Annotated in this window: 16 protein-coding genes and 1 riboswitch; of the genes, 12 read left to right on the forward strand and 4 right to left on the reverse strand. The window is 45.0% G+C overall.

The window, feature by feature from the left end:
- Positions 1–16 precede the first annotated feature (16 nt).
- The 8 genes from NSU15_RS04365 (at position 17) to NSU15_RS04400 (ending at position 17,406) form a co-directional block, all read left to right on the forward strand.
- The gene (locus tag NSU15_RS04365; protein WP_339289344.1) at positions 17–3,406 is read left to right on the forward strand and encodes a tubulin-like doman-containing protein; all 3,390 of its coding nucleotides are present in this window, start codon (positions 17–19) and stop codon (positions 3,404–3,406) included.
- A 4-nt stretch (positions 3,407–3,410) separates the two neighbouring features.
- A complete protein-coding gene (locus NSU15_RS04370; protein ID WP_339289346.1) occupies positions 3,411–5,813 on the forward strand; it encodes a transcription initiation factor TFIID in 2,403 nt (800 codons plus the stop codon).
- A 332-nt stretch (positions 5,814–6,145) separates the two neighbouring features.
- Positions 6,146–7,417: a vWA domain-containing protein gene (locus tag NSU15_RS04375; protein WP_042124364.1), complete on the forward strand. Its 1,272-nt coding sequence runs from the start codon at positions 6,146–6,148 to the stop codon at positions 7,415–7,417.
- Between the two features lie 22 nt (positions 7,418–7,439).
- Positions 7,440–8,081, forward strand: coding sequence for a beta-mannanase (locus NSU15_RS04380; protein ID WP_339289347.1), 642 nt, complete (start codon positions 7,440–7,442; stop codon positions 8,079–8,081).
- A gap of 86 nt (positions 8,082–8,167) precedes the next feature.
- The gene (locus tag NSU15_RS04385; protein WP_042124368.1) at positions 8,168–9,430 is read left to right on the forward strand and encodes a hypothetical protein; all 1,263 of its coding nucleotides are present in this window, start codon (positions 8,168–8,170) and stop codon (positions 9,428–9,430) included.
- Complete coding sequence (locus NSU15_RS04390) at positions 9,427–12,411, forward strand: hypothetical protein (protein WP_339289349.1); 2,985 nt, start codon at positions 9,427–9,429, stop codon at positions 12,409–12,411. The genes NSU15_RS04385 and NSU15_RS04390 overlap by 4 nt, the downstream gene beginning before the upstream one ends.
- Before the next feature lie 122 nt (positions 12,412–12,533).
- Positions 12,534–12,735: riboswitch (cobalamin riboswitch) on the forward strand.
- A 175-nt stretch (positions 12,736–12,910) separates the two neighbouring features.
- On the forward strand, positions 12,911–15,490 hold the full coding sequence (locus NSU15_RS04395) for a DUF4430 domain-containing protein (RefSeq protein WP_339289351.1): 2,580 nt from the start codon (positions 12,911–12,913) through the stop codon (positions 15,488–15,490).
- A 209-nt stretch (positions 15,491–15,699) separates the two neighbouring features.
- Positions 15,700–17,406, forward strand: coding sequence for a methyl-accepting chemotaxis protein (locus tag NSU15_RS04400; RefSeq protein ID WP_076119842.1), 1,707 nt, complete (start codon positions 15,700–15,702; stop codon positions 17,404–17,406).
- A gap of 76 nt (positions 17,407–17,482) precedes the next feature.
- On the opposite strand, the gene qoxD is transcribed toward NSU15_RS04400, so the two are convergent.
- From qoxD to qoxA, 4 genes are read right to left on the reverse strand one after another with little or no spacing between them, the layout of a single operon-like run.
- On the reverse strand, positions 17,483–17,773 hold the full coding sequence (gene qoxD, locus NSU15_RS04405) for a cytochrome aa3 quinol oxidase subunit IV (RefSeq protein ID WP_036680878.1): 291 nt from the start codon (positions 17,771–17,773) through the stop codon (positions 17,483–17,485).
- A 4-nt stretch (positions 17,774–17,777) separates the two neighbouring features.
- Positions 17,778–18,374, reverse strand: coding sequence for a cytochrome aa3 quinol oxidase subunit III (qoxC, locus tag NSU15_RS04410; RefSeq protein WP_042124373.1), 597 nt, complete (start codon positions 18,372–18,374; stop codon positions 17,778–17,780).
- Complete coding sequence (qoxB, locus tag NSU15_RS04415) at positions 18,371–20,314, reverse strand: cytochrome aa3 quinol oxidase subunit I (RefSeq protein WP_042124376.1); 1,944 nt, start codon at positions 20,312–20,314, stop codon at positions 18,371–18,373. The genes qoxC and qoxB overlap by 4 nt, the downstream gene beginning before the upstream one ends.
- 38 nt (positions 20,315–20,352) lie before the next feature.
- Complete coding sequence (qoxA, locus tag NSU15_RS04420) at positions 20,353–21,348, reverse strand: cytochrome aa3 quinol oxidase subunit II (RefSeq protein ID WP_042124378.1); 996 nt, start codon at positions 21,346–21,348, stop codon at positions 20,353–20,355.
- Positions 21,349–21,831: 483 nt separating this feature from the next.
- On the opposite strand from qoxA, the gene NSU15_RS04425 reads away from it, so the two are divergent.
- The 4 genes from NSU15_RS04425 to NSU15_RS04440 all read left to right on the forward strand — a co-directional run bounded on the left by NSU15_RS04425 (position 21,832) and on the right by NSU15_RS04440 (position 25,379).
- Positions 21,832–22,941: a polysaccharide deacetylase gene (locus NSU15_RS04425; protein ID WP_076119843.1), complete on the forward strand. Its 1,110-nt coding sequence runs from the start codon at positions 21,832–21,834 to the stop codon at positions 22,939–22,941.
- 210 nt (positions 22,942–23,151) lie between these two features.
- Complete coding sequence (locus NSU15_RS04430; RefSeq protein ID WP_042124381.1) at positions 23,152–23,922, forward strand: amino acid ABC transporter substrate-binding protein; 771 nt, start codon at positions 23,152–23,154, stop codon at positions 23,920–23,922.
- A gap of 29 nt (positions 23,923–23,951) precedes the next feature.
- Positions 23,952–24,611, forward strand: a complete 660-nt coding sequence (locus NSU15_RS04435) for an amino acid ABC transporter permease (RefSeq protein ID WP_339291245.1) — start codon at positions 23,952–23,954, stop codon at positions 24,609–24,611.
- 15 nt (positions 24,612–24,626) lie between these two features.
- Positions 24,627–25,379, forward strand: coding sequence for an amino acid ABC transporter ATP-binding protein (locus NSU15_RS04440; protein WP_339289355.1), 753 nt, complete (start codon positions 24,627–24,629; stop codon positions 25,377–25,379).
- Positions 25,380–25,430: the final 51 nt, after the last annotated feature.

Here is a 25,430-nt window from a genome sequence, read left to right on the forward strand (position 1 = left end):
TTAGGAGGATAAGCATATGAAACCAGTAGTAAGAGAGCATATACAGCAATTGGATGTATCACTAGGCGGAGGGATTGTCAGTGATAAGATCAGGGTGGATACGATTGATAATCCGATCCTGATTATTGGACTAGGCGGCACGGGCATTGATGCCCTGCTGCGTCTTAAATATCAGATTAACCGCCGCTTTAAGCTGCCGGAAGATCCGATATCCAAGAAGAAACGGGACAAGCCGGATAATGTAGAGTTCCTAGCTTTTGAGACGAATGAACAGGATCGCGGAAAAAAATACAAAGGGATCGGGCTCGATCCTCAGAATGAATTTGTATTACTAGCGAATGCTGAGATCGGCGGATTGCTGCAGAATCGCAGTATTCTTGACTCGTATATTACGGACTGGCTGTCGCCTGAGCTGAGCATTACGGATGGTATGAACGGTGCTGCTGGTGTGCGCCAGGCCGGACGTCTGCTCTTGTTCACCAAGATTAATCAGGTGGTAGGCGCGATTGATAAGAAAATTAAGACATTATCCGTAGGTACTAACAAAAAGCTGATGGTCTTCCTTTTGACAGGATTGTCAGGGGGTACCGGTAGTGGAGCTTTCCTTGATATTGCGTATATCGTACGCGGTATTATTGAACGTGATTATGGATCAGCTGGTATTGACCGTGTGAACACACTGGGTTATCTCTTTACACCGGACGTGAACCTGTCTAATAAAAGTCTAAGTGAGCATACGCGTGAATATATTCGCAAGAACGGTTATGCGGCGCTAAAAGAGCTGGATTACTGGATGAATGTAGACAGTCGTGGCGAGCGATTCCAACAGCAATACGGTAATATTTTGACGGTGAATTCACCGCTGCCTCCGTTTAATCTATGCCATTTGATCTCTGCAACGAATACCGAAGGTAAGCTGCTTGAGAATGCGTACGATTACTGTATGAATGTAACGGCGGAGAACATCACGAACTTTATGGCAAGTGAAGAAAAACAGTCTGGTGAAGAATTCGCGATCCATGACTATATCAGTAATATCCGCACCAACATTGCGCAGATGAATAAGACATATCCAGCTAACTATGAGTACAACATTATCGGTGCCTCGTCTGCCGTGCTTCCGATTGAGGAAATGACGACTTATCTGGCCTTCCGCTTGTTTGACAAAATGGAAAAAATGTTCCAACAGGCGCCTGGTCAAGAGGATGTAGAGAAATTCGCGCGCAAGCTTGGGATAGATCTCGACAGTATGATTAAGACGTTTGAATCCCGTGTGCCTGAGCCATTGCCAGGTTACGAGAACAGTGAACGCTTGAGCCATGCCAACGTAGTTAAGAATCAGGTTGTGAGCATGGATACAGAGCTGGAGCAGAACTTCTTGGCTCGTGCCCGTGAAGAATATATCAAATCGAAAAAACAATTGCCTGGCGAAATAGTAGGACGTTTCAGTGAAGAGCTGGAGCGCATCTTCCTGCACCCAGAGCAAGGGCCGTTCTACGTTTCCCGTTTGCTGTACACCGAGAAGGGCTTCTGTATTTTGAAGCTGATTCAGTCTTATATTGAGGCGTTACGTGAAAGCTTGCTGCGTTTGCCACGCGATATTGAAACGGCACAGGACAGTGCGGATGAGAAGCTGAGCGATGCTCGCAGCGCTTTTGTATCTAAAGAGAAGAAGAAAAATGCCTATATTGAAGCTAAAATCAATGAGTATTGGTTGCATGCCGATGTAGAACGCACAGAGCAAATGATTCAATTCTATGAGGACTTATATGAGCTCTTAAATGATGAAAACAATCGGATTTATGGTGTGTTTACAGAGATTCTTAGTGCGCTTAGCTCGATTTTTGCCAAGAATGGAGACATCCTTATCAATGGTGAAGAGCAGGCGGATTATAAAGGAAACAAAACGTATTATTGGAACATTGTTAACGTGCCGGATATTTCGGCGACGATCTCCAAAATCATGGATCAGAAGGACGGCGACGATCTGATTCGTGACTTCACCCGTGAAATGCTGAAGCATTCCGGACGTTGGGTCAAAGAACAGGAGATAGATATCGTTCGTTCGATTTCGGAGTTCCTAAGCGATAAGTTCGGGGATTTGATCACCCGTTCGATGGAAGACTTCCTTGTGATGAAATTCGGTCATGAAGAGCCGCTAGATAAATTCGTAGAGCGAATTATCGCAGGTAAGTTGGACGAAGAGGCTGTGCCTACCTTCCACCTTAGCAATAGCTCAGGCAGCTTGCATTTCCCATCATGGGGCTTCGTTTCCGTGCCTGTTAAAGCACCTGGCATTCTGAAGGGGATTCGTAATTATCAGAATAATGCGCTGGGTAAATCGCAATTTACGATCAAAGAAAGCCAAGTGAAAAACCGTATTTTCTGGCTTAACACCCGTAATGGTGTGCCACTCTTCGTATACACGCCGCTGCGGGTGTTTGAAGAGAACTATGAGCGGACCATTCTCGATAAGGAAGGGATCGGCCGCCATCTGGTGATGACGGATAAGAACAACTGGACGTATCTGCCTTCTCCGATTCCGGAAAAATCATGGGGTGACACCTATGTTAATGCCCGTGTCCGTGATTATAACGCCCGTGTGCGTGCAGACTTTGCAAAAGCGTTGGCCAGCGGCGTGATTATCGAAAAAGGTGTAGACGAGAATACAAGCAACAGATATTCTGTTGTGTTCACGAAACCATTTGATATGGATGCTCTTTTGAGCGGGTTTGATTTGCAGTTGAATTCTTCACGTCCGAATCTCGGCGAAGTGAAGAAGGCGGCTGATGAACTTAAGAATCTGCGTGAGAAGGGCTTGGAGCGGGAAAGCATTAAAGATATCTTTGGCAGCATTAACAAAGAAATGGCGCAGGAGAATCTTATACGTTCACCACAGCTGATTTCTCGTGTTCGCGCGGAGCTAGCCAAGTATGCTGAACTGACTGCCAAAGCTGCTGAGCTTGAAGGTCTGCTCCATCAATATCTGGATGAAGATAAGTGGATGGATCAATTCATCGAGGCGCTCTACACGGACAGCATTATCAAGAAAGGCGCTCTCTATGTTTATGATCGTGATGAAGAAGAGGACGCTTGGGAGCCGTTTGCCAACTTGATGAAAGAGCGCAGCTACGTGGAATATGCCGTGTACCGCCATTTCCGGGAGCTGGATGAGAAGAGCCGCAGCGTTCTGCTGCGTAAGGCAGCTCGTCGTGCAAGTGAAATGACTGCTGCTGAGGACGTTACTCCATTGCTCTATAAGCTGGAAGGATTGTATGTATCGTTCCTGGAAGCACGCGACAGCTTGGAGTACGAACGGGTAGAGTATGAGAGCGGCGATGAAATGTACAGCTTCTACAAGAGCATGACAAGTAAGCTGGGCAGTATCCGCAGAAAGTTGAAATAATCCTATGATCAAAACACAGGTATTATCTTATGGTGAACAATATGCGGCACAGGAAGAGGCAAGGCGCAGCATGGGGGATGGACGCAGCAGCATCCATTACCCTGCCCTGTTTCTGTTCGTAGGCGACAAGGTTGCTCCGGCTATCGGTCCGGTGCTGGATAGCTGCGAACGGAAATGGGATAACGCCGGCGGTGTTATGGCACTACATGCTGTCTCAGGTGCGAAGAGCGAGGGAACAGACAGAAGCAAAAGTGGATCTGATGCGGGAGGAAGAGACCGGGTGCTGGCTATGGCCTTGCCGGATATGGCAGGGTCAGATCCACGGACTGTGCGTCATGAGCTTTACCGCAAGTTTCATGAGGATACACGTTATCTTGCTGAAATGAATAAAGTTGTCCGGCGGCTGAGCAACAGTATAGCGGATTATGGACGTCTATATTCATCTTTTGACGTGATTCATCTTTCAATCATCACGCGGGTCGATGACCCGCTTAATGTATTGTTGCCGGAAATTACACTGCTGGCTCGTGCAATACTCAGCCAGTCTTTTAAGTCGGTTCAGACGGATCTCTACGCTCTAATCAATGAGCGGGAGCAAGGGGATAATTTTGGATATTCCAGCTCGGTAGGGCTGGCTTTTCTGCGTGAATTGGACAGAATGCAAGCAACGGACTATACGTTTAACGCACCGCTGCTTGTAACCGAAGATGGTCTGTCGATTCCGGTTGGCCATGGTCCTTCTGCATTATTTGACCTTGTGTATTTGCTCTCTGATAAGAATGAGCGCGGCATGATGTCTGCTCACGGCATGGATGATAACTATGAGATCATCTCCCATATCAGTCTACTTAAGAATCGTGTCCGTCCGACTTCTGATCAGGCAACCGGACACGGTGGCTATAACAATATGACTTTCAAAAGCGGTATCAGAGGCAGTACAGGAAGACAAGGCTATGCTTCTGCGGGCTTTTCTGGAGTAAGAAGACCTAATGTTCAGATTGCATTGGCTGTGCTGTATCACGCTTTCCGGCGCCTTGCAGCGGATATGCGTGAGGGGAGTCCGTGGACAATGCGCGAGCGTCAATCCCTATTAGGACTGGATCCTGACAGTTTGCGGGAGCATGCGACGCAGCTAGTTCCGGAGAAAGACGGTCTTAGTGAAATGACGGGGCTAATGAGCCACGGACGTCCGTCCTACAATGAGCTGAAGCAGTTATCACTACGTGAAGCTGAACAGCAGCTGTTCGGTGACGGGGGTGAAGCTTATTTCCGCAATAATTTTGTCGCAGAGTCTAACCGGAGAGTAGAAGGTATTCATCCGCTTCGTGGATGGCGCACTATATTGGCGGCACAGGAAACAGCTACGCCAGCAATAACATTCTATCAGCTTGCGGAGTGGACAGCTGATCGCGATGAGGGTGGCAGTGTGCTGCATGCTTTACGTCAGCATATGACTGGACTGCGTTCAGCAATGGTCTCCGCACAGGATGAGCTTGAAGATCTTTATGCGGAAAGTGTGGAGCGCCAGCCGTTCCAGCGAGTGCCGCTTTTTGACAAACGAACGGTACGTAATTTCATTCATTATTTATTCTCAGCGGTTTATGGTAAAAGATATGAGCTGTTATGTATGGAAAGTGAGCTTGCGCTGTGCAGTCGTTTGGAATCTGCGCTTGAGCAGCTTCATGTGGAAAGTGTGGCTCGTGTGAAAGCTATGGAGACGCTCGAAGAAGAGCTGCGTATTACTGTGATGGACAGCATTGGGCGAACGAACGAAACCACTGGCCAGAACGTGATGGAATACTACCGAGTCGTCACAGAAGAAGTGATGAAAGAGATCGAAACTCGGCGTGGCCCAGGGATTTTCTTCAGTGAGAAGTATATGGGCAGCATTTCTAAGCTCTTAGAGCAAGGCAAAGAAGCGGTAGCGGAACGCTTGATTAGCATTTGCCAACGGGAAATATTAACGGCAGATCCGTTTGCCCTATCTTTCGAGGAAGAGCTTCTGCGGCGTGCGAATGTTGCGGCTGCTTATGAGAACCGCCAGGTTCTATCGAAGGAAGAGTTGTTCAAGCGTCTGTATCATAATCTGGAGGATGGCGCGACGATCAATGTTCGTCTGTTCGAATACACGCAAGAGCATCGTCATGAGGAAAAATATTTCTTCGGAGACAGTGCATCTGAATTCCTGCGCTACGCATTTGGTGTGGATGAGACGACTCGCATTTACCGCTTAGGCTTCGTGCATGAGCAGCGTAGAAGTGGTGTTGAGAAGCTAAATCTGATGGGCGGTTTCCATTTAGAGGATCTGCTCTATTACCGTAATGGTAAGGTTTATTATGAAACGTATGCTCAGAATGGTTATCAGCTTCATGGATTGAGTGAGGATCAGCTTCCCGAAATGCGTTGATGGCGTCGTAATAGATAGTAGTCTCAATTTGAGTCTCTTATTGTACTTTGTGCAATAGAATCATCGGATACAGCCTTTAATTAGAATTCTATTGTATTTAGTACATTAGATTTAAGAAGATATCTGAAATAGGGACATTTCTCCTTATTTCCAATGCACATTATGCAATAGAATTGAAATAGATGTGATTTCTGTTCCATTCTATTGCACAAAGTGCAATCTGGGGGATGATAACACATCCGGGTAGCCCGTTTATCAGGCAGCATAACCCCCGAACAATGTTAAAAACATCGGAGTACAATTCAGGTTTCTCCCGGAAAGGAAGTATAAAGATGCAGCGAAAAATCAATCTGCTCCTGCTCTTCTTCAGTCTGATCGGCGGCGGGGTCGCCTTTCTTTTTGGAGAGTGGCTGCTAAGCTGGTACAATGATATGCCTTCCATCTTGCTCGTAGGCATTTATTTTGCCATAGTAGCGCTCGGTATCGGCATCGGTTGCCTGCTAGCGGAGATGATCTCGCCTCGGTTAAACGGAGCCTCATGGAAGCAGCGCTACCTAGGTCTATCCTGGAAGCTGCTGCCTATAATGCTTGTACTTGCACTTGGGGTAGGTGCATTAACGGAGTTTGTTTATGAGCTGAATTTTGGCGGTGTGAAGCCGATTAAGAATGTAGTTATGGCTATCGATGACTCTGGCAGTATGGCGCAGAGTGATCCTGATAACAGCCGTTATTCAGCCGCTAAGGCGTTAATTGCGAGAATGGACAATGACAATCAGGTAGCGGTGGTGACATTTAACCACGAAGCAGTAGTTGTCCAGCCGTTAACACCACTCTCAGATTCACAGAATCGTGAGAAGGTGCTGACTGCAATTGATAATTTGAAGCCAACTGAGGGTGGCACGAACATTAGCGGTGCGATTTCGGAAGCACTTAAAGAGATAGACAGTGACGGCAAAAAAAATCAGGGCGCTATGGTCATTTTGCTGTCGGATGGCGTGAGCAATTTCGATACTTCACGAGAATTGCAGACCTATATAGATCGTGGAATTGCTGTAAATACCATTGGTCTGGGGATGCAGGATCCTGCGGGTACCCAGTTGCTGCAGGATATTGCGAAAATAACAGGCGGTCACTATTATGATGTGACAGATACGGCCCTTTTGGGTGATGTATTCCAGCAAATCTATGATCGTTTGGGAGATCGTACATTGCTTACGGTGCGCAGTGATGCTACAGCAGATAGTCCATACTATGCTGCAGTTCGTATTTTGTCGCTGATGCTAATCGGTGCTGGACTTGGACTCGGACTTGGCATTATGTTTGATAATCGTCATTTAGCAAAAAGCTTCGGGATTGGCGGCGTAATCTCAGGGTTGTTCGCAGGACTTGTTCTGGAATTCGGACTTAGCGGTCATAATTTCACTGATGGACTTATTCGCCTCCTAGCTGTTCTTATACTGGCTGCAATCATCTCATTATTTACAGGCGTCATTCCGGTAGGAGAAGGACGTATTTACCGTAATAAAAGAAATAATGCAGCGTCAACTCCAACGTCAGAAAGCTTTCCTGGCCGACGGAGAAATCGGAACAGCAAAGGATTCTAGTAGTTGAAAGGGGCTTACAGTAATGAGGTACGCCGAGGATAATGTTTCCGCTCTGGTAATAACGGATGTGACATCTCAAGTGGATGACCGGTTCTGTACGCTGAGATGGCGCTGGCCGGACGGCGTGCAGGCAGTGTACATCCACAAGACCTCCGCAGAAGAGGCTTCCATGGGAACAGGAGATATTCCGCCGGTCGGAATGAAGCTCTATACTCGTGAGGAATACAAGTCTAACAATGGATACCGTGACCGATTGGATGAGATCGGCCTAGTCTCCTATACCATATTTGCTCGCCTTGCTGAGAACGGAGAGACACTGCTGGTGAGGCAAAATGACGGTGCCAACCGTGTGGTGGTCAGTGCAGGCAAAGCCAGAATTTATTATTCCATTCAACAAAAAAGAGGATTATTCGGAAAACAAAAGACCGTACATATGGCAATTACGGCAGAAGTTCCAGTAGCCCGGGATGTCCTCTGTTATGTTAAGAAACGGGGAGGACATCCCGCAGGGAAAGAGGATGGTATTCTCTTTCCCTTTGTACAAGATTTCGCCCCTGGACGAAACGTACTCCCGCCGATCGAGATCGGTAAGGATGATTTTGTACGCATCTTTTTCACCGATGGTCCTAAGTATGGGCTTTATTACGAGTTGGTGCCGGAGTAAGATATCAGTCTACGCGTACAAGCGATTGTTGGACATTGCCTGTCCATAGTAAGATACGCAGATACAACTTTTGGGAGGATGAGTAGATGTCTTTTTTTAGCCGTTTTATGAAAAAGAATCAGCCGGAGCCAAGGCCGCTTTTTTACGATATAGTGTGTCCTTATTGCTTCACCAAGTTCTCTCCGGAGGATGTGGTCTTTCGGGCTATGCATAGCCGAGAGGACGATGAGAATTACGCGCTGGGCGAGGATGACGCCTTAAATAAATACCGTGAGCGCTTTGGGCTCGATACGGTGGATGACATAGAAGCGATCATTAATCCGGCGGATATTCCGGAAGAATACCATCATTATACCGATCATGTGTTAACAGGGCTTACGGATCGCTATGGAGTGCTCACACGCAGACGGCTTTGTCCATCCTGTCATAACGAGCTGCCTGTGACTGCAGGTAAAGTTCCTAGTAACATTATCTCGATTATCGGTGCTTCCCAAGTCGGGAAGTCGGTGTATATGACCGCGCTGATTCATACCTTGCAGCATACGACAGCAGGACATTTTGATGCCGCTTGTATGCCGCTTAATGCAGAGATTAGCCGCAAGTTCCGTACGCTATATGAAGAACCGCTTTTTGAGCGTGGGGATCTGCTTGCTTCTACACAAAAGGAAAAAATGCAAGAGCCGTTTATTTTTCAATTCGTCTTTAAGGATGAAGAGAAGCCGCCGCTGACACTCGTGTTCTTCGATGTAGCAGGTGAGGGTATGGTGGATCAGGATTATCTGGGACTACATGGTCAGCATATCAAGAACTCTGCCGGTATTCTGTTTATGGTCGATCCGCTGCAAATCCGTTCGATCCGTGAGAAGATTCATATTAATATCGGCGATCGTCCGGGAGAATGGGTCTCGCAATATGACGAGCCGCGTGACGTTGTGCTGACAATGTTCGGTGATTTTATCGCCTATCAGGAAAAGAGCAAAACAGACATTCCAACAGCAGTCGTTCTTGCAAAAAGTGATATGCTGCATTCGCTGAAGGATGAGGATGGCGATTACATCAAGTCTAACAGTAATGTATTCAATAACTATGTTCATCGCAAAACATTGAATATGGATGAGTTCCATAATATCGACGGAGAGATTCGCAGATTTATTGGTAAAGTGGACAGACCTTTTAAAGATACGATGGATGTTTACTTCTCAAATACGGGCTATTTTGCGGTATCTGCTCTGGGCAGTAATCCTGTAAATCAGAAGATTGAGGGTGTGGTAAGCCCGATTCGTGTAGACGAGCCATTTATTTGGCTGCTGCATAAGCTGAAGTATATTGAGGGGAGCGACGGCCCGTGAATGCATTCTCAGGGTCTAAGATCGCCCAACAGATGTACACCCGCGAACGCCGCGGATTGTTTCGTTCCACAGAAGGCTTTGATACGGTCGCGAAGTCGGACAGTCTAGACAATAATTTTATCAAAAAAACACTGCATCCCTTCTGCCTCTATGATGCTCCGGCTGAGCTGGCTGCGCGCGGAGAGAAGGATGAGTCTGTATATCCTAGTGCGCTGCACCTGTTCCATGCAGAGAATGGCGACACAGTCATTGGGATGAGTCGTTATCAAGCAACGGATTTTACGGGCCAACGCAGCGCTTTTTTCGCACATAACTTTGTAGTTCCTGCCTCACGATCAGAAGAGATTGTTCAGAACTACGGAGATTGGCTACATGCTGATTTCGCAAGAAGCTATGACGGAGAGCTAGGCGGAACCTTGCCGGAGCTGTCTGATATTCCAGTTATACGTACGGATCGTCGCCCTGATCCTATAGCGGGCTTACGCTTGTTAGGAATTAATGAAGGAATATTTAAGGCATTGCTGCAAGCGGTGATGCTCTCTGTGGCAGGTAAGAAAAAAATCTATATTGCCCTTAATGTATCTATCACGGAGTTGTCCGCACGTGCGGTGGAGCTTACAGAGATTTTATATAGCGTGCTGCCGTATGAATTCCGCCGTAGATTAGGCGTGATTACGTATGCCAATGAACCGCAAAGCCGTAAATATATTCATCTTAGCTTTGTGGAAAAAGGTTCGCTTCGTCCCGGTGATCGCAACATCGAGAAGGATTTTACATTTGATTTGGTTTCAGGTCGGATGGGGAATGTGGATTTTGGAGAGTCTCGTCAGCCGTATGCTGATTTGGTTTGGAAGCTGTTACTTCTAAATCCAGGGGATCTTGACGATTTCGTAAGTTTTGCTGATCAGATCCTGCGTGGAGAAAGCCCTGAGCATAAGCTATCGCTCGCTTTTTATAATGAGTTAGCTGTATTTTATGAGATTGAGCAGGGGAATGAGCATTTATATACAGAGAATAAGAGCGCGGTGCTAAGCGGATTGCTCTCTTACCTTAAGGCGGAGGGTGCTATTCATTCCAGAATCCGACTGAACGATATTTTCTTGGAGCGGTTCGACCGAGAATTTGATTTAGTCCGGCAAAGGAATGTTCCAGAGCCTGCTATTATGGAGTGCTTTAAAGATTATTTTATGCTCAAGGATCATAATTACAAAGTCAGAATCGTTGATTATTTCATTAATGGAATGCTTCATAGCGTGGAAGCGGGACGCAAAGATGTTCTTAATGCAGCTTACGGGATCATTGAAAATAATGATGAGCTAAGTGCTGCGTTTTTTCAACGGGTAATGTCTGAATCGTACTTCCGCAAGCAGTTATTAGAGCCTTATATGGAGTCAAGACTAATTGCTGCATCTAAATCTGTGGACATTCTGAATTTTGTACTCCATTGGGGCCGTTTTCTGCCAGCTGCGTTAGAGCAACCTTTTGCTCAGGATGCAGTAAGGGATTACTTGCTGGAAAAGCTACAACTGGAGACGGATCCGGTTGCTGCGGTGGCGGAAATTCATAGCACTGTAGATAAAGCGGAGAAAGATCGACGTAGAGGGACAGGCGTATCTCCTAAAGTACTCTCGCTCATGCAGGATCTTGCAGCATCTGCAGACAGATTCTTGCTGAATCGGCTATCTCTTACTGAAATGACGCAGGAGGACTTATTAGAGGTTGTTTTCTTACGTTATGGCAATGTTGTGGATTGGCAGCCGCCACTAGATAGAATTAGCAAGCAGAAAGAAAATGCACTCCGCGCTGCTTATCGCTGGTTTGGTGAAGAGAAGCCGAATGAAGAGATATTTGCAGGCTTGTCTCCGAAGGAGCTGGATGATGTACAGCTGCTCGGTCGCCGTTTACTAAAGGAAGCTCGGGTGTTAGAACCGTTTGAACGTCTTCCACTAGCTTTCTACTACACGAGTCAACGCGAGGGTGGTCCGCTGGATTATGACGCATTGCTGGAGTTAGTTAAGCATAAAGCTGGTAACGACAAGGATGTGATCTATCGATTCTTTGCATGGTCTCAAGGAAATTCTTTATTTACGATATCGAATAAAAAGCTTCACCCGGGATACCGCCGGGCGATTCTGAAGTATTTCCAGAGCAGTGACCGCGAGGCATTCAAGAATCGTGAATTTCGTAAAAGCTATGTCGCTACAGCTCGGCCTGCTCTACAAAATGTCTACAATGAGGCTCGCTCCCAGCTGGCTTCCCCGCTGGCGCGCTGGATCAGCCGCAGCCGATTTCGACTCCTGATCTCCGGTTCCATCACTGGCATTCTGGTGATTATCACAATTATCGTATTCAGTATGCTGCGTCCGGAAGATCCAAAGACGGCCCTGCCTGGGACAACCCCTGCACCGACACCTGTTCAGAGTGCAGGCAATATGCTTCCTCCGGCTTCCGTATACCTGAAGGATCTAGGTACCGAAGGAGATAAGGGAAGCAGTGTATTGGTGTTCACGTTTGCTAACGCGGATGATTGTGTGCAATTTAATCCGACGGACATTAGTTTAATGACTTCATCCGATGTAGTGGATAAGAGCTTTAAGGTTGCTGCTAGCACTGGGACTTGTTCAGTGCCGTCAACGGATGGAGACTTATCTGGCGATACGAACGCCGCTGATACGACTGCGGGGACGGCGGAAGGCGTAGAGGCTACTAATACTGCAGACGAGGCATCTCCATCTCCTACACCTTCCTCTGATGCAGAGGGCAGCACAGTTGTGCCGTCCGCGACAGCTATTACAGAAGGTGAGCAACCTTCCTATCAGGTGGAGGTTACTATGGAGCCGGGTGCGACAATCGTCGAGCATAGCATGATCAAGGCTGGTAGATTTACGTTGATCGTAGATCCCGCTCCAAAGGATACAACGGGTGTTAACTCAAGTGCTGAACCTTCGGCAACTGCAAGTCCGGAAGGAACAGCCGAATAAAGTAATTTCTGATCAGCAGGACGATACCGAAAGGTTTGGTTCTGCTGTTCTTTTTTTTGTTGCTCATACAAAGCTTTTCTATAGACATGCTGTGTATTAATAGATATGATTATGAAAATAAGATAATACATATTGGAAAAGGTGCAGACTCCCCTAAATCAGAGTCTGCTTAAAAGGGAAGTCCGGTGTAAAATTCCGGCGCGGTCCCGCCACTGTAAATGCGGAGCGGCTCTTCTATGAACCACTGTCAGTAGTTAGGACGGGAAGGTGAAGAGCGGCAATGAAGCATTAGCCAGGAGACCTGCCTTTTTCGTGAGCGTTTCTATTCTTCGTGGGGTAAGAATGTGGAACATATACAGATAGACTGTGTGGTCGTAGAGGTTCACGCGCCCCAGCCTCGATTTGTTATCTTCCCGGGCCGCCCTTCATAGGGGCGGTCTTTATGTTGTGCGCTCTTATTTTGTGTAGTATCCATTCCTTTAAAGAAAGAGGCTGAACAATGAAGAAAATATTCTCCTCCAGGTTTTTTGTACTTGGACTGGCCGTATTCATGGTCATATCGATTCTTGGAACATCACTTGCTCCGGCAGGAACCATCTTTGCGGAGGCGGGCGTTAGCTCCGGGCAGGAAGCATCTGGCGATTCTGCTGCTAATGTAGAACGGATTAATGTTGCGGATGCGACCTATACGGCTGCGGAATTTATTTTAAAGGGTGGCGTGCAGTCGGATTGGCAAGCGATTGGGCTGGCTCAAGCGGGATACAAGCTGCCAGTAAGTTATCGAGCAGCTCTTGAGAAAAAGGTGAAAGATGCAGAGGGGAATTTCGCGAGCGTAACGGATTACGCGAGAATTGTACTCGCAGTAAGAGCAATAGGAGCCGATCCTACCAGCTTTGCTGGAAGCGGAACAAGTCCTGGCTATAACTTAATAGAGAAGATCTATAATCATGACAAAATCAGTGGACAGACGCTTAATAATCCGGTTTATGCTTTGCTCGCACTGGACTCAGGGAAATATAATATTCCTAAAGATGCGAAATGGACAACGGATAAGCTTCTTGCTGAGATTCTTTCCAAGCAAAATCAAGACGGTGGCTTTGCCTTAACTACAGGCGCCAGTGAGCCCGATATGACAGCAATAGCTTTGACCGCTCTAGCGGCACATAAGAGTAATCCGGAAGCTTACACAGCGGGACTACAAGCCGTATCTTGGTTATCCAAAGCTCAGGATAGCCATGGAGGTTACGGAGATAGTGCTGAAAGTGCAGCACAAGCTATTCTAGGTCTCACATCCTTTGGTGTAGATCCAAGTGGGTTAGAATATACCAAGAATAAAGTGAGTTTGATCGGTAATCTACTGAGCTACCGTCTCGCTGACGGCAGCTTCGCTCATAGCCGTGGCGGAAGCAGCAATATTCTAGCTACAGAACAGGGCCTTCAGGCGCTTGTAGCCTACAATCTACTTCATAAAGGCAGCAACAGTAAACTGTACGATTTTTCTAAGTCATCCGTTCAGAATGCACTTATCTATGCACCGATTACTGTAGAGGGTCCTGAGAGTACTTTAGCACAGGGATATGGATATGCTGGCAACGTATTAGGTGCACTAGAAAAGCTGGCTCTTCAGACGAAATTGCCAATCACGAATCCTTCCGGTGCTTATGTCACTGGAATTGGAAGTATTCTGGCTGGAACCTATGGCGGTTACGATGGTTGGATGTATGTTGTATCCCGTAATGGTCAATGGATTAATCCAGATGTTGGAATGAACGATTTTGTGCTTAAAGATTCAGATCAGGTTCTGGTCTATTATGCCGGAGATGATACTAAACTTGTTGATTCGGTAACGGTGTCCAAGCCAAGCCTCAAAGAGGGCGATTCTTTTACTGTAGCAGTGACTAGTAAGACATGGAAATGGGACGTTGTAACGAATACGTCCTCTCCGGTAATTGCCAAAGCTTCTGGCGTTCAGGTCCAAATTGGAAATCGCATCGTAACAACGAACGCAAAAGGTGAAGCGTTATTCTCAGGGAATGTTCCAGCAGGTGACTACAAGCTGACTGTAACAGGCTATCGTGAAGGAAAAGCACCATCGATTGCTAAATATACTCAAGATCTAAAGGTGATTCCAAAGAATGTAACGGCTTCACTTACCGTTGAAGGTCCGCAAGGCCTGATCGGTGAGGGGACTTTAAAGGCTTCCAATGCGCTTGAAGCACTGCAGCAATTGGCGGCGTCTAAGGATTTTAAAGTAGATATCACGAAATCGTCGTATGGTAATTTTGTATCTGGCATTTATGGCATTACGCAAGGTCTTTATGACGGTTGGTGGAGCTTCGTTGTATGGCGCAGCGGAGAATGGATCTATCCTAGTGTGGGCATGGACAGCTTTGAATTACAGGAATCCGACCGTGTTCTTGTCTATTATGCCGGAGAAACCACACAGGTTGTTGATACTGCTGTTGTATCTCCCGCACAGCCGAAGCCGGGTGAAGCTTTCACAGTAACAGTTTCTCAGAAAAAATGGGTGTGGAATAAGGATACCTTTACTTCCGATCCAGTGATTTCTCCAGCCGCTGGCGTGCAGGTCTTGATCGGTGATCAGAAGGCGATCACAAATGCTAAGGGTGTAGCTGCATTTGACCAAGGTCTACCAGCGAATACCTATACGATCATTGTTACCGGATATGCTAAAGATAGTGTGCCTAGTGTGGCGCGTTATACTCAGTCACTAAACATGACTTCAGGTGTTGTTACTCCTGCTAAAGCTACGGCCACCCTGTCAGTCATTGGGGATAGCAAGAAGGGAACGATCCTTAACAATACTACAGTAGCTCTAAAAGAAGGTGAGACAGCTTATAGCTTACTGATCAGTCAATTAGGGGATAAGGTAGTATCATCCGGAAACGCTGGTAGTAAATACGTGAAATCTATAGATGGTTTGGCCGAATTTGATGGCGGACCTAGCAGTGGATGGAAGTACAAGACGAATAGAGATGCTGATCCAAGTATAAGTGCAGACAGCTACATTTTAGAGAACGGTGATACGGTATATTGGTACTATTCATCGGGTGAATAAGTACGTTTGATTATTCGTAAGACGGGCACTGCGATTCGGAGTATTAGCGGATCGAGTGTCCGTTTTTATTTTTGTTCGTTGCAATATTTGACAACAGACACTTTTTTTCGACAATTTCATTCATAATTTTATTTAAAATCATCAAACAATTCACTTCTTTAACCGATAAAAATAGATAGTGAGTTAGATTATGTGAAGGCGGAATGTAGATGAAGAATATGAAAGTGAAGTTCAAGATTGGAATTCTTTTAGTATTTTCAGTAGTCATGTTGAACATCGTGGGGGTAACTGGCTTTACCACCATGGACAAAATGACCCAAAAAACAAAAGAGACGTACAATGAAAACTTGTTGCCAATTTCTTACGTGGGGCAAATGCGTACAAATAATCGGGCCATTGAAGCCTTTCTTTTGGAGCGTTTGATTAGCGTTGATGCAAACAAGAACAAAGACTTGTTAGAGAGCATTAAGAGAAAAGTTCAGGAAAATAATGATCTATTGAACAAGCTGAAGACCGTCCAGTACAATGATAGTGCCATTTTGAGCAAAATAAAGGAATATGAGTCCTCCCTAACAGACTATCGTGCACAAAGGGACAGTATTATTCAGATTGCCGATAGCAAAGGTAGACAAGAGGCCTTTCAAGTATTCACGGGGGATTTTAGTATTTCTCGTGAGAAAATGATCAATATGCTTAAAGGAATAAGCGATTCGTTGCTAAAGGGAGCTGGAGAATATAACTTAGAGTCCACTGCTTCCGCTGAAAGAATGAGGACTAAAAGTATAGTATTGATATCGTTCTCTTGGATTATTTGTATCGTGCTTAGTGTAGCAATCATTCGACTGATTACGAAACCTCTCAAGGAACTGCAAGGTTTAATGAAGCGGGCGGAAAATGGAGATTTAACCGTCATAGCAACGTATACCGCTAAGGATGAAATCGGCCAAATTAATAGCTCATTTAACAATATGCTGGAGAGCTTACGAAAGATGATGCAAGGTATCGCGGAGAGTGCAGAGTTGTTATCAGCCTCATCGCAAGAGATGAGCGCTAGTGCTGAGCAGACCTCGCTGGCTTCGCAAATGATCGCCGAATCTTCAGGTGAGATTGCAGCGGGCTTTGATGAACAGACGGAAAGCATTAATCGTACCTCTCAGTCTATACAAGCTATGACTAATAATATTTCGGCCGTAGAAAGTAGCAGTTTTGAAATGTCCGACCTTATGGGAGTTGCTTCTGGTTCAACAGATCGAGGGGTAATCGCCGTAGATAACATTATTGAACAGATGAAGGAAATCGACTCCAGCGTAACTCAGAGCCAAGAGATTATTAGTAACCTTGGGGAGCTGTCTCAGGATATAAATACAATAATTACTACGATTAACGGAATTGCAACACAGACAAACTTGCTGGCGCTTAATGCTTCTATCGAGGCAGCGAGAGCTGGAGAACATGGACGTGGCTTTGCTGTAGTTGCTGGAGAAATTCGGGGGCTTGCAGAAGCGACGCGAAACAGTTCACTGAAAGTAACAGATATTATTACGCATATTCAAAAGCAAACTGAAAAAGCAGTAGAATCAATGGCTTCAGGCTCTGAACTAGTCTCTAACGGCGTAGTTCAAAGTCAGTTCGTATCTCAAGCGTTTCATGAGATTCAAAGTTCCATTAAAGAGGCTACGCTGCAGACCGAAGAGATTAGAGAGGCGGTTGCGCATGTCTCTTTAGAGTCACAAGGTGTAGCGGCAGCAATGGAACAGGTCAATGCTATATCCAATAGAGGGGCAGTGGGTGTTCAGGACACCAGTGCAGCTAGTCAGCAGCAACTGTCTGCTATGGAGGAAATGTCCGCATCAGCTCAGTATTTAGCGGTGCTGGCGGAAGATCTGCAGAAGACTTTAGCACGATTTAGATTATAACGCGAAATGAAAAAAAAAGGACGTCCCAGAGCCATTTAGGCTTTGGAGACGTCCTTTTGTGTGTTAATGAATGGAATTAAGCATACCAGCCCCATACGAAGATGAAGAGCGTACCAAAGATCGTAACTAAGCCAACGAATAAGGCATAGGCGATATTGATATAAAGTTCTTTCTTGGTATCCGCTGATTCTCCAATATGCATGAACAGGAAGAGCTGCAGGGAAGCCTGAATGAGGGCTGTAACAAGCAGGATAGCCATGTTTGCAGTATTGGATAGATCCAGATAGATTACGGCAAGTGCAGCCACAGAAAGGACAAGAGAGGCTAAGAAACCCATCACATGGCGAATTGGAAACAGTTGCTTCATCATGCTACATCAGTCCTTTCAGATAGACGAAGCTGAAAATAAAGATCCAGACAACGTCCAAGAAATGCCAGTACAGCGAGAAGATAAAGGATTTATTGGCCGTAGCCGGATTAATACCTTGACGCTTCAACTGGATTAGAATAGCCGCACCCCACAGGAACCCGAACGATACGTGAGCTCCGTGTGTTCCCAGCAGTACAAAGAGACTGGATAGGAAACCACTGGTTTGAAGTGTAGCCCCTTCGTGAACATAAGTGACAAACTCCGTGATTTCAATACCAAGGAAGCCGAGACCCATTAACAGGGTTAGTCCGAAGAAGACCATCATGGCTTTTTGGTAGCCATGCCGCATGGCATGTACTGCAAGACCGATTGTAAACGAGCTTGTCAAGAGCAGCAATGTTTCGATCATCACTGGACCAATTTCAAAGAGGTCCGGCCCGCTAGGGCCGCTAGCGAAGCGGTCTACCATTACAAAGTAAACAGTGAACAACGTAGCGAACAGTGCAATCTCTGCTCCTAGAAAGACCCAGAAGCCAAAGATTTTATTACTATTCTCCTCTGTTGAGTACTCAAGCGGCTTAGACGCATCTATTTTCATACTGTCTCACCCCGCAATTTCTTTTCAGTAGCAATAACTTCTTCTGCTGGGATGTAGAATCCGTGATCCCGATCAAAGGACATAGCAGCTAGAACGATGAGGATACCAACTCCGGAGATAATGGCTGGAATCCAGAGACTGAATACCAGAGAGAATCCTGCAACGAAGAAGATAACACCCAGAATAAATGGTTTTCCTGTATTGCTTGGCATATGGATCTTAGTAATCTTGTCTTCGTATAGAGGTACTTTATCTTGTTTAGAGAACCAGTAGGCATCGCGTGTTTTTACGGTTGGAACCACTGCGAAGTTGTAAGCTGGAATCGGACTTTTCGTTGCCCACTCCAGTGTACGTGCATCCCATGGATCTCCATTTGTATCTCTTGGTTCATAACGTGTACTCCAGTAGATGTTATACACCAGAATTACAAATCCGACTGTAAGACCTATCGCCCCTATGAACGAGACCATACTGAGCGGACCAAATCCGGTATCCGCAGAATAAGTGTATTGTCGACGTGTCATTCCCTTAAGTCCGAGAAGGAACAGTGGGAAGAACGATACGTTAAAGGAAATAATAATCCACCAGAAGGCATGTTTACCAAGACGTTCGTTTAGACGGAAGCCGAATACTTTAGGGAACCAGTAGTGGAAACCTGCGATTACGGCGAATACAGCACCTGGAATGAGAACGTAGTGGAAATGCGCTACTAGGAACATTGTATTATGGTACTGATAATCGGCGCTGGCCATGGCCAGCATGACACCTGTTACCCCACCGATCGTAAAGATCGGGATAAAGGCGAGCGAATACAGCATCGGCGTCGTAAATGATATTCGCCCTTTTCGTAAGGTGAATAGCCAGTTAAATATTTTCACACCTGTTGGAACAGCAATGGCCATGGTAGTAATCGAGAAGAAACTGTTAACCATAGCGCCTTGACCCATTGTATAGAAATGGTGAGCCCATACTAAGAAGGACAAGAGGGAGATGATCAACATACTAAAGACCATGGATGTATATCCATACAGGTTCTTTTTGGAGAAGGTGGCGATAATTTCACTATAAATACCGAAGGCAGGTAGTACAACGATATATACTTCTGGATGCCCCCATACCCAGAAAAGGTTGGCCCATAACATATCCATACCGCCGTTGGCCATCGTGAAGAATTGAGAGCCGAATAACCGGTCGAACATCATCAAAGCGAGCGCTACCGTAAGCACTGGGAATGCGAATACGATAATTACGTTCGTGATTAGTACAGACCATGTAAACATTGGCATTTTCATCAGCTTCATGCCAGGAGCACGCATCTTCAGAATCGTTACAATAAAGTTAACGCCTGTGATGAGTGTACCGATACCTGATATTTGCAGCGCGAGTGAGTAGTAGTTGTTACCCACCGTTGGACTAAACTCTATACTTGCCAGCGGGAAGTACGCAGACCAACCAGCATCTGGTGATCCCCCGATAACAAAAGAGATGTTAAGCAACATTGCTCCGAAGAAGAAGAGCCAGAAGCTGACGGCGTTAAGACGTGGGAAGGCAACGTCTCTGGCACCGATTTGTAGCGGTACGATAACGTTCATCAGACCGATAATAAACGGCATGGCCATAAAGAGGATCATGATCAAGCCGTGTGTTGTAAATACCTCGTTGTAATGCTGTGCGTCAAGAAATTTCATGTCTGGGGCTGCGGTTTGTAGCTTCATCATAATAGCGTCAACGCCGCCGCGGAAAAGCATTAGTAGCGCAGCGAGGATATACATAACCCCGATACGTTTGTGGTCAACGGTAGTTAACCATTCGCGCCATAAATATCCCCATTTTTTAAAATAGGTTAGGCCGACGATAATCCCGATTGTAGCCAGAACAATACTTGCCATTGCCCCGTAAATCAGGGGTTCGCCGTGGACCTTAAATTTATCCCAATCCATTAGGAATCGCTCCTTTCAAGTTGCTCAATTAACATTGACTAATGTCCGTCATGTGTAGTGCTTTGTTCATCCAGTTCTGGATTAGGTTCACTGTTGAATTCCGTCTCGCTAGATGGTGCAGGAGTCGGGTGAATTTCTTTATTATCCTGGTGTTCCGTCGTTCCATTATCCATATCCATTTCGGTGCCATTATTACTCATATGGTCGCCATGATCTCCCGGAGGAGGGCTAAAGGATAAGTGAGTATTGGTGTAAGTTTTACGTCCGACATATTCCATTTTCAAAAGATTTTTGAATTCATCTTCGGTCAATGGACCTGCTGTTTCTTTAACGTCTTTTACCCATTCCTGATAGTCCTTATCAGTCATCGCAAGGGCTTCAAACTCCATGTGGGCAAAACCCTTACCATTAAAGTTCGCATTTCTTCCGGTATAAGAACCTACAGTATCTGCTGAAAGATGCAGTGTTGTAAGCATGTCACTCATCGCATATTTCTGTCCTCCCAATTGTGGGATCCAGAGACTTGAGATCGTACCGAAAGAGTACAATCTGAACTCGACAGCACGGTGAACTGGAATGTTCACGTAGTTTACAGTTTCAATACCTTCCTCTGGATAGCTGAAGTGCCATTTCCAGTTGGAGGAGGAAGCATAGATTACAAGCGGTTTCTGATCTTTATAATCCGCTGCAACGTTTTCTACATCTACTGTCGTTTTGACAGTGACCACGGAGAGGAATGCCACGATAATAATCGGAATCGTAATCCAGATGGCCTCCAGCCATTTGTTTCCTTCCTCGTGAGGAGGAATATAATCTTCGTTACTTTTCTTAGCGCGGTATTTCAATAGTACGAAGACATATAAGATGTAGACAACTGCTAGAACACCGAGCATCACAACAATGGAGAGGATGATCGTGTCAGACAGAGTTCTCGCAGCCGGGCCCTTCGGATTCAGAACAGCGATTGAACTGCATCCTGGCAAGAGTAAAATTAGGCTGAGAAATAAAGCGTATAACGGTCCCTTTTTCTTCATGCTTAAGCTCCTTCCTTCAATACTTCTATTAATTAACCCTCATCATTACCTTCATATATAGTAAGAATTAATGAGAAAGAAAGCAAAAGACTTATTTTGCCATTTTAGCCACAATAGTCCTTAAAAATGGCGATCAAGTTAAATATGTGTGATCAATTTGTTACAAGTTCCTAATGATATGATAAAGATCACTGTAGCCACGGCGTTTGCTGGTTATTTAAATCCGTTCAAACTTTGTTCAATAATTTACTAAAGTTGCTAATTTGGACACATCTATTTTGCGCAAAAGGACTGGAATTTAACCATTTTTGTTGGTGTGTTAGGAATTAGTTAGAATACGTCATTTGCGAAAAATGTCGAAATATCTGTGAGTGTCAAAAAGGGTAACAAATTATTATGTATTAAGTTACAATCTCTCAAATTTCTTTCTATTAATCTATGGTAATGTTATAGATAAATATACGAGATGGGAGATTTTTTGAGATGTTTAAAAAGAAAGTGTGGCTATTATTTATAGTATTGTTCGTATGTACTGGTTTGGTACGAGAAATAGATTCAGTAGATGCTGCTGGTGCAGGATCCCTGAAATTAGGTGTAAATGATAAATTAACTGACATTGATGCAGTGTCGATAAAAGATACATATTTTGTTCCGTTACGTGATTTGTCTGTGGAACTGAATCTTCATCTAATCGCTCAGGGCGATGGCATTAATGTTAAGGGAAATAATGGATCTATTAAACTGCTGAATGATCACGCAACAGCTCTTCTTCCTAATGGAAAGACAATCGCCCTGAATACATTTATTAAAAATGGAAGAACTATGGTTCCGGTGAAAATGACAACTTATCTTGGATTCTCAATTTCGTTTAAACCAGCTCAATCTTTATTAAGAGTTCATAATTCCGGGGCTAAATTAGACGACGCTGCATTTGTGAATCAACATAAAAAAGCTTTGCAACAAAATGTAACTACAGGCACGAACGGTAAAGTTGTTTATCTTAGCTTTGATGATGGCCCATCCGCTACAACCTCTCAACTACTTGATATCTTAGCTAAGTATGATGCGAAAGCTACGTTCTTCATGCTAGGAAATAACATGAACGCACATGCGTCTCAAGTGAAACGATTAGTGAAGGAAGGACATGCACCTGGTTTACACGGTATGACACATGTGAAAGATAAATTTTATGCTTCTCCTGCTTCTGCGTTAAAAGAAATGAATGACGATAATGCCATTCTGAAGAAGATTACGGGTAAAAGTACAACATTGATTCGCACACCTTATGGTAGTAAACCTTATTTAACCAAATCTTATAGAGATAAGATACTAACACAAGGATATCATCTGTGGGATTGGAACGTTGACTCTGAGGATTGGAGATTTAAGAATGATAGTAACTCCATCTATAATACGGTTATGAGAGAGGTTCATAATCTGAAGAAGAGCAGCCCAGTGGTTCTAATGCATGATCAAAAGGCTACACTTAAAGTTCTTCCACGCATCCTAGAGACGCTGAAGAAAGAAGGCTATGCGTTTCATATTATTACTTCGGATATGGAACCTAACAACTTCTGGAATGATAAACGTTAATTCTGGATACTAAGATCAAATGATTCCTATCATTGAGGCGACAGATCTAATCTGTCGTCTCTTTTTGTTGTCTGAATCTTTGTAGATTTGACACATGTAGGCTTCTCTAATCTATCGACGTAGTTAATCTGTCGTGTTATCATGATACTCTGATAACGTATTAGCGAACTAAAGCACACGCAGTTGTGTCAACGATGGGGGATAAAAGAGATGAAGAAAAATGCATTGCTAATCTTATTTATGATCATGGTAATTGGAGCTTTATCAGGCTGCTCATCTTCTGGGAGTAAGGATGGAAAGCTGGTGATCGGGATTGATGATAAGTTCGCTCCGATGGGCTTTAGAGATGAGAACAATGAAATTGTTGGGTTTGATATCGACTACGCCAGAGCTGCAGCTGAAAAAATGGGTAAAGAAATTACTTTTCAGCCTATTGACTGGTCCGCTAAGGAGTCAGAACTGAATAGTGGTCGTATTGATATGATTTGGAATGGCTATACCATCACAGATGAACGCAAGGAAAAGGTATTATTCACGAAGCCTTATCTTGAGAATAGTCAGGTAGTAGTCGTATTAGCGGATTCCTCTATTTCAAAGCTTGAGGATTTGGCTGGTAAAGAGGTAGGGCTTCAAAGTCTATCCTCCGCTTCCGATGCTTTAAATGCTAATCCGATTAAAGACCAAATTGCTAATCTGTCGGAATTTCCGGATAACGTCCTAGCGCTCACTGACTTGAAGACTAAGCGTCTGGACGGTGTTGTGATTGATGAAGTTGTAGCTAGATATTATATGTCAAAAGAGCCGAATACCTTTAAGCTGCTAGATGAATCGCTTGCTCCTGAGCAGTACGGTATTGGAATAAAGAAAGGCAATGAAGCCCTGCTAGAAGAACTTCAAAAGGCTTTGGATGAAATGAACAACGATGGAACGGCTGAGAAGATCTCCACAAAGTGGTTTGGTGAAAATAAGGTATTGAAATAGAAGGTCAATATACAGAGTTTATTGGAGAAATAAAAATGGATTATATTATACAAATTTCCGGGCCGATGTTAGAAGGCGCGCGTACAACTATTTTATTGTTCCTTATTGTTATTTTAGTGTCGATTCCGCTCGGGTTCCTAGTCACTTTGATGGCGAAGAGTGTGATCAAACCCTTGGCATGGATAGCACATACTTATATTTATGTCATGCGGGGAACCCCTCTTTTACTGCAATTGTTATTTTTTTGCTTTGGCTTACCACAGATTCCGGTGATTGGTCAGTATCTGGTTATGGATCGCTTCGTTGCTGCGAGTCTTGGATTTATTCTTAACTATGGAGCATATTTTGCAGAGATCTTCCGTGGGGGCATGCTCTCCATTGATAAAGGGCAGCATGAAGCAGCTAAGGTGCTCGGACTGAGTAAATGGCAAACGCTGCGTAAGGTAATTCTGGCACAAATGTTCAGAGTAGCTTTGCCAGCTGTGGCCAACGAATCGATTTCATTAGTAAAAGATACGGCACTACTGTATGCCGTTGCTGTACCTGAGCTACTGAACTATGCCAAAACAGCAGTAAATCGAGACTTTACAGTAACTCCCTTTGTAGTAGCGGGAGTGATTTACTTACTGATGACGCTGGTGCTTACTTTATTCTTCAAAGCACTGGAGAAACGTTTTAAATTTGAGTAGAAGGACTGTCCGAATATGAGTAGCATGATAGAAGTAAGGGATTTACAGAAATCCTTCGGCAATTTGGATGTATTAAAGAAGGTTAGTTTCAATATCGAGGCGGGTGAAGCTATTGCTGTTATCGGGCCTTCGGGTTCAGGTAAGAGTACGATGCTACGTAGTTTAGTACATCTAGAGGAAGTTACAGGCGGAAGCATCTCGATCCAAGGCAAGCCGCTCGTTGAGAATGGGAAATACGCTAGTGGAGCAAATATTCGTGAGATCACGGCGTCCATGGGAATGGTGTTTCAGCACTTTAACTTATTTCCACACCTAACGGTGCGGGGCAACCTAGAGCTAGCTCCAAGGATGCTGAAGCGGGAGAGCGTGAAGGAGATTACGGCTAGAAGCAAGGACTTGCTCTCTAAGGTAGGTCTTGTTGAAAAAGCGGATGTGTATCCTGCTAATCTCTCCGGTGGACAGAAGCAGAGGGTTGCCATTGCGAGAGCGTTAATGCTGAATCCGGATATTTTATTATTTGATGAACCCACCTCCGCGCTTGATCCCGAGCTTACAGGCGAGGTGCTACGTGTTATCCGTCAGCTTGCTGAGGAGAAGATGACGATGATTGTTGTCACTCATGAGATGAACTTTGCTCGTGACGTAGCGGATCGTGTGATATTCATGGATAACGGTGAGATAACGGAGTCTGGAACACCGGAGCAGATTTTTGACAATCCGCAGCAGGAGCGAACCCGGGTTTTTCTGAGCCAAGAATCGAGGGTGTGAATACCTCAGCTGATAAATTGTCTATTTATGAGAAAAAATCCCCGCAGTGGC

This window comes from Paenibacillus sp. FSL E2-0201 (genome assembly GCF_037963325.1).
GTDB lineage: Bacteria > Bacillota > Bacilli > Paenibacillales > Paenibacillaceae > Paenibacillus_AQ.